Annotated in this window: 8 protein-coding genes; 1 reads left to right on the top strand and 7 read right to left on the bottom strand. The window is 50.1% G+C overall.

What is annotated here, in order from left to right; genetic code table 11:
- Positions 1-111: 111 nt before the first annotated feature.
- The 4 genes from C7R94_RS05310 to rbsK form a co-directional block, all read right to left on the bottom strand.
- Positions 112-1,251 (bottom strand): MFS transporter, encoded by a 1,140-nt coding sequence (locus tag C7R94_RS05310; protein WP_106778796.1) that lies wholly within the window; start codon positions 1,249-1,251, stop codon positions 112-114.
- 65 nt (positions 1,252-1,316) lie between these two features.
- Positions 1,317-1,913 carry a TetR/AcrR family transcriptional regulator gene (locus C7R94_RS05305; RefSeq protein WP_106778793.1) on the bottom strand — a complete coding sequence of 199 codons (597 nt, stop codon included), beginning with the start codon at positions 1,911-1,913 and terminating at the stop codon, positions 1,317-1,319.
- A gap of 123 nt (positions 1,914-2,036) precedes the next feature.
- Positions 2,037-2,399, bottom strand: a complete 363-nt coding sequence (locus tag C7R94_RS05300; protein WP_197240996.1) for a cupin domain-containing protein — start codon at positions 2,397-2,399, stop codon at positions 2,037-2,039.
- Positions 2,400-2,409: 10 nt separating this feature from the next.
- The gene (gene rbsK, locus C7R94_RS05295; protein ID WP_106778788.1) at positions 2,410-3,312 is read right to left on the bottom strand and encodes a ribokinase; all 903 of its coding nucleotides are present in this window, start codon (positions 3,310-3,312) and stop codon (positions 2,410-2,412) included.
- A 167-nt stretch (positions 3,313-3,479) separates the two neighbouring features.
- On the opposite strand from rbsK, the gene nfi reads away from it, so the two are divergent.
- Entirely contained in the window at positions 3,480-4,166 is a 687-nt protein-coding gene (nfi, locus tag C7R94_RS05290) for a deoxyribonuclease V (protein ID WP_106778785.1), read from the top strand.
- A 71-nt stretch (positions 4,167-4,237) separates the two neighbouring features.
- Here nfi and C7R94_RS05285 read toward each other — a convergent pair whose 3' ends face one another.
- The 3 genes from C7R94_RS05285 to C7R94_RS05275 form a co-directional block, all read right to left on the bottom strand.
- Positions 4,238-4,999 carry an alpha/beta fold hydrolase gene (locus C7R94_RS05285; protein WP_106778783.1) on the bottom strand — a complete coding sequence of 254 codons (762 nt, stop codon included), beginning with the start codon at positions 4,997-4,999 and terminating at the stop codon, positions 4,238-4,240.
- A gap of 173 nt (positions 5,000-5,172) precedes the next feature.
- On the bottom strand, positions 5,173-10,044 hold the full coding sequence (locus C7R94_RS05280) for a non-ribosomal peptide synthetase (RefSeq protein ID WP_106778781.1): 4,872 nt from the start codon (positions 10,042-10,044) through the stop codon (positions 5,173-5,175).
- 16 nt (positions 10,045-10,060) lie between these two features.
- Entirely contained in the window at positions 10,061-12,388 is a 2,328-nt protein-coding gene (locus C7R94_RS05275; protein WP_106778779.1) for a bifunctional Gfo/Idh/MocA family oxidoreductase/class I SAM-dependent methyltransferase, read from the bottom strand.
- Between the last annotated feature and the right edge of the window lie 3 nt (positions 12,389-12,391).

Below are 12,391 nucleotides of genomic sequence, written 5' to 3'. Positions count from 1 at the left end.
CCCCCCAAAAGCGTTGTTTTGGAATTCAGAAGATCTTTGACCTTTTCTGACCTTCGTTGACTTTATTATAGTTTGACCTTCTTTGACTTTCAAGAGGGATTGTATGGTTTTTTACACTTTGCTTCTTTGCAGGTAGGGAACGATTGAAAGTAACCCGATAACAGCTAAACAAGCACCTACCCACAATGGTGAGACAAGTCCATAGCCACTGCTGATCCCGATCCCACCCAAGGAAGAACCAATGGCAACACCCATTGTAATAAAGGAAGTATGCACCGTGTTTACCATCGTTCCACTGCCTGCTGTATTCATGACGCGTGCGATCATGGCCGGATTCATCGCTACACCCGTCAACCCAATCAGGACAATGGACAGCACAGCGATCCATTTATTTTCGGCACCTACGGCAAACAGAACTAATGCCGATAAGAGTATGCTTAATCCCGCTACAAGGATTCGCATGGGAAAACGGTCAGCAAGTCTGCCAATTACGACATTTCCGATCACGGTCGCGATGCCGTAAAGGGCAAGCAAATACGGGATACTCGCATCCGAAAATGCCGTTACACCGGTAAGAATCGGAGTAAAATAACTAAACGCTGCGAACGTACCGCCAATGATTAGCATACTCGTTGCATACGCAGCCCAAAGGTGCGGATTTTGAAAACTGGCAAGCTCATCCTTTCCATTCATCTGGTCTTTTTGTGCGGAGGAAGGGAGCAACCATTGAATCAAGACCCCTGATAATAATACGACTACCGCAACAGCCCAAAAGCTCATTCTCCAGCCGAAATATTGTGCAATCACGGTTGTCAGAGGGAGCCCGATGACAGTAGCAATCATTAAGCCTGCCAAAACAATCGAAGCGGCCTTTCCCCGTGATTGAGGGGGAACCAAGCTGGCTGAAATACTGACGGAGATGCCAAACGCTGCGGATGAAGCGATACCCGTTAGGATACGAGCAAGCATCATCGACTCGTAATTCCAAGCTATTGCCCCTAACGCTTGACCAATAAAGAAGACGGCAACCAAAGAAAGCAGCGCTTGTTTTCGGCGAATGTGCAAGAGAGTTGCTGTCAGGACGGGACCTCCTATCACCATTGCCCCCGCATACGCCGTAATAAAATATCCGATGGATGGGATCGACACGCCAAAATCATCGGCAAGCTCATTCATCATCCCAGCCACCATAAATTCAGAAGTCGTCATCGCAAAAATCGCTACCGCTAACAAATAAATCATCGACGGCATAAAGGAACACTCCTCGTCTAATTATTGTAACAATCGGTACAAAAATCACTCAAAAAAAGAGCGCATTACGCGCCAAAGATAGATTCTATAGTGCCATTCATGATTTGTTCAGCCAATGTCCGATTTTGTGTGGATGTATTCAACACACGAAAGCCGTAGTAGCTGCTTAAAAATAAGCTGGCCAAATCCACCGCGGATCGTTTTTTGGCGATTTCACCCGTTCGCAAGCCTTCCTCCATCACTTTTTCCATAGTTTGCTTGAGAAGTTCAACATGTCTCGAGACGATTTCTTCAATCTTGGGATCGTCTTTTGCCCGTTCCAATCCCGCATTGATCAGCAAACATCCCTTTGGATTCATTGATTCAAAGTCTTCCACCAATGCCCAATCTAAAAAATTTTGCAGCCGTTCTTTCACGGAACCCGGGCTTTCCAATAATGCCCGCTGTTCACGAATCCCGGTATCGTGATAGTGTTCCACCACCGCCAGATAAAGGTCCTGTTTGCTGCCAAACGTATTGTACAAGCTGCCTTTTCCTAGTCCAGTATCACTGCATAAATCATGTGTCGAACAACCATTGTAGCCTTTTGACCAAAATGTTTTCATGGCCACATCTACGATGGACGTGTAATCAAAATCACGAGGTCTGCCGCGTTTGCTCACCGGAATCCTCCTTTCGTTTCCAACTGTTATGGAAATTTTACACATTATGTACCGAACGGTCAACAAATTAAATAGAAAAAGCCCATTTTGAAAATCATCTCTCAAAATAGGCTTGATCATTGATTATATCGTCTCTAAATCTGTTACTGTTTTTTCGTTTACTTGATCTCCAGTATTCAGCGTCGTCTTTGGTTCTAGCAATAATACATGAACCTCTTCCTCTGCAACTGGCATATGCTCTACACCTTTTGGAACAATGAGAAATTCCCCTTCGTTTAACCAAACATCTTTATCGCGAAACTTAATAAGCAGCTTCCCTTTCACTACGAAAAACATCTCATCTTCATTTTCATGCTGATGCCAGACAAACTCTCCTTTAAATTTCGCCAGCTTTACATAGGAGTCATTGATTTCGCCTACAATTTTGGGACTCCAATACTCATAGAATAACGAAAACTTTTCAGCTATATTGACCTTTTCCATCATTTTTCCCCTATTAAAAAGAATATGCTTGCACTTCATCGAAAGTAGGCAGGGATGGTTGAGCTCCGTTCCTAGTAACGACAATCGCTGCTACTTTGCTTGCGAAAGCGGCCGCTTCCGTTTCTGTCATTCCTTGTGTAATCCCAACCGCAAAAGCAGCTGTAAAGGAATCGCCTGCCGCAGTTGTATCCACCGGCTCTACGCGGAAAGCCGGGATATGGGTCGCTTCATCAGCGGTTACTAAGAGAGCGCCCTTTTCTCCCAACGTCACGATGACGCGTTTTGGTCCACCAGACAAAAGCTTTTTGGCTGCGGCATGCACTTCCTCTATCGTGGATACAGGCATTCCTGTGAGAATAGAAAGCTCTGTTTCATTTGGGGTTAAGGTATGTACATGGGTTAATAGCTCACTGGATAGCTCGCGTGCAGGTGCCGGATTTAAAATGACCAGCTTGCCGAGTCGAGCCGCCTCTTTGACTGTATATTCCACGACAGGCATCGGGATTTCCAGTTGGAGCAATACGACGTCGCTGTCCTTTAAAATAGCCAGATGGTCTGCAATGTGCTCAGAGCTAACGAGCGCATTCGCACCTGGAACGAGCACGATGTTATTTTCCCCATCATCACTTACATTGATAAAAGCCATGCCTGTCGTACCCGAGCATTTGATTCCCTCTATGTGGACGTGCGCATCCGTTAGCCCCTTGAGCATAACCCGGCCGTTCTCATCTTCTCCTACCATTCCGATCATGGAGACATGCGCACCCAGGCGAGAAGCCGCTACTGCCTGATTCGCTCCCTTTCCACCCGGAATCAGCTCGAAGTGATGGCTTGTAATCGTTTCTCCTGCTTTGGGCAAATGATGTACATGGGTTACGAGATCCATATTGATGCTTCCTACTACTGCGATTTTCACGACGAGCCCTCCTAGCTAATCTCGAACATGATGATTCGGTCGGTTACAAAATAGTGCTTTTCATCCGAGAAGTCAACGTATTTTCTTTAGGATTGTTCCTATGACTTGGAGCATAGCACATCCATTAGATATAATGAACAAATCTTCTATCATCCGGAGGTAAGCAGATGGAGCCGATTATCCAACATCCTTGGAATATTGATGAGCAAGAGGCCATCAACCTGCAGCGACAGCTAGCCCTGCAAGTGAAAAAAGTAGATCAACTAACGGACGTAAGCTTCGTCGCCGGTGTAGATGTCGCCTATCATGCCGAGTCTGATTTGTTAGTCGCTGGTGTCGTGATCCTCGACGCCACTTCCTTGCAAGTCGTCGAGTCTGTCGTCATTCAAGACACCGTCGAATTCCCGTATATTCCCGGCTTGTTCTCTTTTCGAGAGCTGCCTCCACTGGTACGAGCATTCAAGGAGCTCAAAACAACACCGCAGCTCGTCGTCTGCGACGGGCAAGGAATCGCCCATCCGCGAAGATTCGGACTAGCCAGTCATTTGGGCATCTTGTTTGACATTCCTACCATTGGCTGTGGAAAAACGAGACTGCTAGGTGAATACGAAGAACCCGAACAGGAAAGAGGTGCGTATTCCCCTTTGATCGATCAGGGGGAAATCATCGGTGGAGTCTTGCGCACACAACCCAATATCAAACCGATATTCGTCTCGATTGGGCATGGAATCTCTTTGCCAACTGCATGCGCATGGATCACCAAGCTCTCCCCCAAATATCGTTTGCCCGAAACGACGCGCCAAGCAGATCAGCTCGTGAATAAAGTATCGGCAGAGTTAAATAGCAGCCGCTAATGGAGTGTTGGCCTTACCTTCTAAAAGTGCCAGGTGTAGCTTTAGCAGCAGAGTACGGCTTGGCAGGTGGGCTACAACGTTTTCTGTTGTATTTGTTCGACACAGTCTTTGATCGTATCAATGACGACTTCGGGCTCGGTAAATTGGGGAAAATGTCCACTTTTTTCAGCGAGGATATGTTTGCTGTTGCCTGATAATGAAAGCAGTTCCAACTGATGCTCGATTCGTTTTTTGCGTACTTCTTCTGGCATCATGCGATTTTCTTTTCCACCTGTAATCACATAAACAGGGATGTCGGGAAAAGAATCGATTGCATGGATTTGTTCCACTGTCTTTTTGACAAAATGAACTTCATTGAATTGTTTATGGGGAGACAACGAATCGAACATGGAGAGCATCTTGTTGATGGTTTTGACTACTTTACCTTGATATTTTTCAAGTTCGATATCTTTCGGATGGCTCGATTCTAAAAAGACGACGCCAGCTACTTCGTTGGGGTAAAGCCGGGCATATAAATTTGCATATAATCCCCCTAATGAATGTCCGACTAGCAAAAATGGGGGTTCTAATCCTACTGTCTTTAATGCCTCCCGCAACGTTTCTACAATCGTGCGTCCATCTTGAGGTTCTTGCGGCCTATCACTACCCGAGACACCAAGACGATTATAGGAAAATACAGATGAAGTCTCTGAAAGACCCGGTAGTATTTTCATCCAGCCTTCTATGGGTCCTGAACCACCGTTAATGAGGACGATATTGGGTTTGCCGTTTCCGCTCCAATGATATTGGATCTTCCCTTTTGTAGTACTTACTGTCGATATCTCAATTGCCAATGTATGACACCTCACTCTGTTAGGGCTGGACTTCCCTGTAGTAATACGTGCTGAACAAACGAGGGTTTCTATTTTGCAGGAGTGATTCTTGCGGTAAGGAAAAAGAACAGCGGCAGAAAGGACGTTATTTTGTCGTCCTTGTCTTGCCGCTGTCTTACTTTTTAGCCAAGAAATTATTTGGTGCCGAGTGGTACTGCCAACAGCTCCGCCAGCTTGACCGCATTCTCTCCTACCATGCAGCTGTAATGGTTTCCGGCGATTTCCGTCACTTCCAGTTCTCCAATGCATATATCTTGCCAAAAAGCGATGGTCTCTTCACTCGTGCTTGGCAAAAATTGAAACGGCTCGCGAGCCAGCAAGAAGCGAATGTCTCCCATATATGGCAAAGGAGTATAGCGAGCTGCTTTAAAGCTCTGCCCAAACACCTTGCACAAGCCCTCTGCCATTTCCACTGGCATCTGTTCCCCTGAGGTTTTGCCCAGCGCATGGACATAAGCAGTAAAGCGTTCTCTTCTGTCAAACGCGGATAATTTGCGGAACATCTCTCCCACCTGGTCTAGCCCTTCGTCTCCACCGATGGTGCACGCTGAGCCTTGCGGTATGCAATCTCCGTATTTTTCTACAAGCTGCAAAATCGCCCGTGCGAAATCGTGCTCATCCACTTTTCTAAAATCAGCCTGTTCCAGCGTGATGTTTAGGTTCGGAACGAAAAGTGCCTCAATCAAGAGATCGTCATTCACTTCTGTCAGAATCGGAGGAATGTCGATTAAGACCAGGTCCAGAATAGGGACGCCCTGCTCCCCGAGTCTTCTCGCCACTTCAATGGCAATCAATCCGCCCAAGGAATAGCCGATGAGCTGTACAGGTCTTTGCTCACCTTCACGCAAGATGTCGATCAAGCATTCGGTATAATCATCAGCCACGGTTTCTATCAGCTCAGACGGTTCTAGTGCGCAATAACGCTCGCTATCGTCAATGGCGATCCCGACGATGCTTCCTGTCTGCTGGGCTTTGAGCTGTTCAATCAATGGACGAAAACTGTCCATCGTCCCCAAAACGGCATGGAACACAACCCGCAGGGGCCCAGATTCATCACCGCCATATGGAATCAGCACGGCATTGCTCGACTTGTTGCGTTTTTTCGGCAACGCGGTTTCCTCACTGTGCTGCATCTCCTGATTGCGCAAATGTATGAAGCCAGCCAGTGCTTCCACGGTCGGGAAGTTGAGCATTTGTCGGAGCAAGACATCAAACGGGATGGCAGCGTGCGTCGGGTCCTCTGCCAGCTTGTCGCGCAGCTTTCCGGCTACCTGTGCCATGATGAGAGAATCTGCTCCGTACTCATAGAAGCTTTGTGTTCGGCCGATTCTCGATACCCCCAATGCTTCTGCCCAGACGTGCGCAAGCTGCGCTTCCAACGGGTCAAATTCAGCCCCATCTGTAGCGTCTATAGCAGCACTTTGTCCGAATGACGATGCAGGGCCCCATTTTGCCAGCTCGCGGCGATCTATTTTTCCATTTCCGGTTAGCGGCAGCGCATCTACGACTTGCAGGTGGGCAGGCAGCATATAGGCAGGCAGGTGTAAGGAAAGGAATTTTTCCAGCTCTGCGGCACTGACCTTCACCCTGTCCAGCTTCACTCGATGAGCGAGCAGTTGATTCTCTCCCTCCTCTTGCAGCACAAACACAAGACCGTCTTCTTCCTTCTGCCACTCACTTATCCATGACGCCTCTGTCCACTTGGCAAGAATAAGCCACCCGCCTGGGCAAGTCAGTTCTTTCAGCCTGTTCATGTCGGCGCTATCTGTCGCTCCCGCAGCGAACACCACGTCGAACGAGTTCGGTGCCAGTCCTTGCGCCCGATACTCTTCTTCTACTGTTTCTATGCTCACATACTCTGCATCATAGCCTTCCAATGCTTGCGAGACATGCTCTGTCAGCACACCGTTCCCTGCGCCTACTTGCAATACCCGTAGAGGCTTGCTCGTATGGTGTCGGGCAATCTGTTGCAAAAGCATGACGATGCGCTGATTGACCTCGATGCCCGTTTCTTCAGAGATCCCTTTTACGAGCCTCGCGAATTCTGCTCTTTCTGCTTCAAGGTCCCGATCCATCTTGCGGGCGCTTTCCACAATCCCCAGCAAAACAGGCTCGTCACTCGCTCCATCCAGCACGACACCAGCTGCGGCGACAGCAGGGTGTTTGAGCAGGGCCGATTCAATTTCACCGAGCTCAATCCGATGCCCTCTGATTTTGACCTGATTGTCTATGCGACCGATAAACTCGATTTCTCCCCCCGGTGTGTAGCGGCCCAAATCACCGGTTCGGTACAGTCTCTCTCCATCGACAGGGTGAGAGAAGAACCTTTCCTCCGTGAGCCGTTGATCTCCCACATAGCCCTCCGCCAAGCCAGCTCCGGTTATATACAGATCCCCGATCACCCACACCGGGCAATCGCGCATCTGGGAATCGAGGACGCGGAAGCCTTGATTGGCGAGGGGGCGGCCATACGGAATACTGTTCCAGTCTGCTTCCAGTCCTTTGTACAGATGGTAGTTCGACCAGATCGATGCTTCCGTGGCGCCGCCGAGACTGACGATCTGTGCAGAAGGCATATGCTTTTGCATCCGATCAGGCAGCGTCAACGGAATCCAGTCACCGGAAAGCAAGGTCAGTCGCAGGCTGTCTACCTTCACCGTTGGCGTGGAATCCAAATACGTGACCAGCATCTGCATCAGGGCCGGCACGGAATTCCACACGGTGATTTGATGCTCTGCTATCAGCTCACTCCAATGGGAAGGGTCCGTTTGACGGTCCGGATAAGGATACACGACCGCACCACCAACAGAGAGCGTGGCAAAAATATCGTAGACAGATAAATCAAAGCTCAGCTGGGCAAGGCCAAGTACACGGTCATTTTCCGTGATCGCAAAACGACGAAGCATGTCCTCGATCGTATTTGCTGCTGCACGGTGGCTGATGACGACCCCTTTGGGCTGTCCCGTGGAGCCAGACGTATAGATGATGTACGCAGGCAAATCCGGGTTTAGGTCAGGTAGTATCAATGGTTCATGCTGCGGGCTTACTTGATCCACTGCAATCGTTTGAATGGAGTTAGACCATTGCAGCTGGTTGTCAGATACCGTCAAAGCATATCGGATGTCCGCCTGTTCCATCATGGCCTGTCGGCGCATCTCGGGTTGCTTTGGATCAATGGGCACATAGACGGCCCCAGCAAACAATGTACCGAGTACGGCTGTGACTTGATGCGCGCCTTTTTCCATCACGATAGCAACACGATCTTGCTCGCGGCAGCCCAGGTCTTTCAGCTTCCCTGCTACTGCGGCAGCTCGTTTCACCAGTTTTGCATAAGAAAGCTGTCCTTCCCTGTCAATTACAGCCGGACGATCTGGCGTCGTCATTGCTTGCGTTACGATTGGCTGATACAAGGCGTATTCTGGTAAAGCTGCGGTGGTTGCATTCACCTGCCGACGCTCTTCCCGCTGCCAGTCTGGCAATGCAATATCGTCAGCTCCCTCCCACATTTGCTCGCTGTCCGCCAAAGATTGCAGTAATTTTGCAAAAGTATCAAACATGTCGTCAACGACATGCTCCGGGAATACGCCCTCTCGCACATCCCAGTTCACCTGTAAGCCTGCCGAGCTGTCCATGGCTTGGCAATCGATGAAAACCTGCGGCGTTTGACTGATTCCATGCCCAGCAATTTTGCCCTGTAGCTGACCGCCCTCCGCTGGCTCCACTAACCCAATCGCGCTCGTAAATACGATTGGCATCAGAGCGGCTTCACGCCCGCGCCTGCGCGCTAGCTCGCGCATGACCTCCACGCCGGAAAATAAACGATGATCCAAATCTTCAAACAACTGCTTTTGAATGGTTTTCGCCCGCCCCTGAAAAGAACGCTCCAATCCCCAATCAACCGCAAGCAAATTGACGGATGTGAAATCCCCTACAATCTCATGGACTCGCTCATGCAGCGGCTGTCTGTTCAATAACGTCAAATTCAGGCAAAACGCATGATTTCGACTCCAACGCTCAATCACAGCCGCAAAGGCAGTCATTACGGCAGAGGTTGGCGTTAACCCTCGCTGCTGGGCCCGCTTTTTGAAGGCCTCCCAAGAAGCGTTATGTAAGCGAATGAAGCGACGGCAAAAGCGTGCGTCTCCATTTTGGGCCTGCTGTCTCGCCAGTGGCAAATCCGGAGCCGGTGGCAGTGCATCGATCCGTTGCTGCCAGTACGCTTTGTCTCTGCCATAAGCCGTAGTCTCTCTTAGGCTGCGTTCGGCGAAGACGTAATCGCGAAACGTAATCGGCAATTCAGGCAATGTTTTTTCGGGTTCTTTGTAGAGGGCCTCAAAATCACCCAGCAAGAGCCAAATACTCGCCCAATCCGCGATGAGAAATTCCATCGATACATGGAGCACGGCCCTGTCGCTCGTTTTCGTCAAGCCGATATCAAACAGAGGCCATTTGGCTGTATCATACACACGATGTCCCATCGTTTCGCGTATGTCTTCGAGCCTTTTACCTGCCTCTTGCTCATCCATGTGACTCGTATCCGTATAGGTAATCGTCAAATGCGGAACCTTCTCCAGAATACGCTGCTCACCGTTCTGATCAATGGTTGCGCGCAGCATGTCATGTCTTGCAATGAGCAGGTTCCACGCATCCTCCGCCCGCTTCGGATCAAGCTCGGAATAGTCCAGCTCCATGTAGATATGGCACGCCACGCCACCATAGCCAAACAGCTCATACCGTCCCAGCAAATAGGCAGACTGCACATCTGTCAGGGGAAAAGGCTCAAATCGCGCTGCTGGATCGGGTACCACCGTCACCGGTTGGGATTCGGCTCGCAAAAGAGCGAGAATGTCTGCTTTCTGTTCTTTTAACGCCTGTAAATCATCGGCTGCAAGTGTTCCTCTTGGAGCTCTGTAACGAAGGCTCCCATTTTCCTCCCATAAAAAAATTCCATCTCTGCGTAGGCGCATCATGAGCTCGACGCTATTCGTCTTGAGGTTTTGGGGCATATGCACACTCTCCTATTTAAATGAGCTTGGCCATTTCGTTTTCGTTTGGGGAAAGCTGCTGACGTACGCCAGCATCGATGGTGTTCTTGATGAGGAACAGCTTTTGTCCAAGTGGTGCCAATGGATGAGACTCCTCAGGCAAGACCGCAAGCTCCTTGACGCCTGCCCGTTGAAACACATCGAGCCACTGCTGGACAGTCATGAAGGTCGATTGCGTATTCTTCCTGTCATCTACGGGGGGAGTCATCATGAAAGCTTGGGAGATGAGCATTTCTACGAATTCTCGAGTCGGCTCGGTAATAATCATCCAGCCTCCCGGAGCAAGCGTCTTCAACAGCCCCTGGATGACTTCATCCGTGTCCCGCGCGTTGTTCAACATCCCTGCGGCAATCACGATATCGAAGCTGCCTTCTGTGAGGCCTTGGGCAAACAAGTCTTTGTCGATATCAACCACCTGATATTTCATCCATGGGCAAGCTTTGTATCGTTCACGTGCAGAGGATAAGAAAAAGTGGGACACATCCGTATACACATACTCCACATGCAATCCTTTGGAAACAGCCGCCTTCAGGCGATCCACGACCACATCACTAGTCGCTCCAGTCCCGGCGCCTACCTCCAGGATACGAAGCGAGTTCGTCGTAGACGCGATCCGCGCTACTGCTTCTGCGACCGACTTGTTCAAATACCGCGCCACAAGGGTGTCCCGATAAAGCGCATTGGCAACATGCATGCGCCCCTCAGGAAATAGCAGCAAAGCAGCTTGCTGGGTATCATCCATCAGCTGTGGCAGCCGATCCGCATTGTCCTTGAGATAGTCCATGACGAGTGGTGAGCCCAGTTTGCCATTCCAAGCGTTTTTGGCTAAATCCCACCGTCGTTCTACTTCCTCTCGCGTCATCTGAATGCCGCATTGATACTCGCCAGCAACAACGTTTAGGTAGTCACGATCCGTTAAGATGTGCAGCCAGCGCTTGATGACTGGCTGATGTCGTTCTGCTACGTTTGCAGCAGTGAAAATGTCTGACGCCGTATAGGAATGTTGTCCCGCTGTCAGGCCTCCTTGAGATTGCAATGCCAGCAGCATGGAGGCCACCGCTGCTGCATCCAGGCGTTCAATGCACGTATTTACCTGCACGGCATCGATCCCTTTTAACTCGCTCTCGGCAGCCGCCGTGCATGCAAAGACATCGTTGTTTTCCGCCAAAGTCGGATCATTGGGTAATGCAGTGTTGTGGAATTCGTCATCCGGAATGCTCCAGGCTGCTTGTTCGAGAGACGCTAGCGACAACGGCTCATGGCTGCCATGCGAGCGCAGCACGGGATATCCCAATGCCTGCGTCCATTCTTGCCACTGTCGTGAGCACAATAGCTCCTGCTGCGCGCGCGTTTCTATCGCAGCCTTATCAACCTGCCCCACGATCCTATCTCGCATGATGAGTAAATCGCGTCCGATGGCTTGCGGCCACTGCTTCGTAAGAATATCCCGATAGGTCGGCGTCTCCTGCGGTCCCAGTATGTGTGTGCTGTTTTCCAGCATGTGTGCGGGTGGAGACACTGTCAGCTCCCCGTGAATGTCCGGAAGATCCGGTACGTGCAGACGTGGCTGCCACACGACGGGACCGTGCGTGTCTGTAAGCGACAAGCTCCCGCCAGCCACACCAATCGTCACGCGATGCAGCAAGTGCAGATGGTTGTCTGGATCATCCGGATCGACTTCATTGTGTGCTCGCAGCGTAATCGGAATTTTGCCCAGCTGCCCGATCAACACTTGAAACGGCCCCTCATCCTTGATGACATGACTGATTTTCCACGGACGAATAGAAGGGAGTGCTTCCTGCAAAATGTGCATGAGCGGGAAGGACACCTGTGTAGCGCAAGCAGCCTCGATGTACAGGGCAGGCTGCACAGCCAGCATCGTAAGAGCGCAAGCAATAAAGCGGCGAACAGCAGGCAAATGTACGTACAGATCGCCCGTCATAAAATGAACACCGTTCTGCTTGGCATGCTTGAGGCACAAGGCCAAATCTTTATGGTGGATCGGCTCTTCCGATATGACGTGAATGCCCTTGGCAAGCAATTGGATCGACAGCTCTGTTCCATTGCCGCCCATCACGGTGGAACGCAATACAACGCAAGCCAGATCAATATCAGCCGGTAATTGATTGACATCGGTGTACAGCGGGATGCCATTTCGCTCGGCGCATTGACGCGAGCGTTCACTTCCTTTTGCCAAGAGCCCTGCCAATTCAAACTGCTCAGGTAATGCCTTTACCGCTTCCAAATAGAACTGTCCAAAGCGGGAACCGCATACCACGGTACGCAACTTACGGTTCTTTGCCATAGT

This window comes from Brevibacillus sp. NRRL NRS-603, from assembly GCF_003013445.1.
In the GTDB taxonomy this organism is placed as follows: Bacteria; Bacillota; Bacilli; order Brevibacillales; family Brevibacillaceae; genus Brevibacillus; species Brevibacillus formosus.
This window is presented reverse-complemented; position numbering and strand designations above follow the sequence as displayed.

Bases quoted from the DNA above. Each gene is read 5' to 3' on its own strand.
- C7R94_RS05310 (WP_106778796.1), bottom strand. From the start codon at position 1,251: ATGCCGTCGATGATTTATTTGTTAGCGGTAGCGATTTTTGCGATGACG.
- C7R94_RS05300 (WP_197240996.1), bottom strand. From the start codon at position 2,399: ATGATGGAAAAGGTCAATATAGCTGAAAAGTTTTCGTTATTCTATGAG.
- nfi (WP_106778785.1), top strand. From the start codon at position 3,480: ATGGAGCCGATTATCCAACATCCTTGGAATATTGATGAGCAAGAGGCC.
- C7R94_RS05280 (WP_106778781.1), bottom strand. From the start codon at position 10,044: ATGCCCCAAAACCTCAAGACGAATAGCGTCGAGCTCATGATGCGCCTA.
- C7R94_RS05275 (WP_106778779.1), bottom strand. From the start codon at position 12,388: ATGGCAAAGAACCGTAAGTTGCGTACCGTGGTATGCGGTTCCCGCTTT.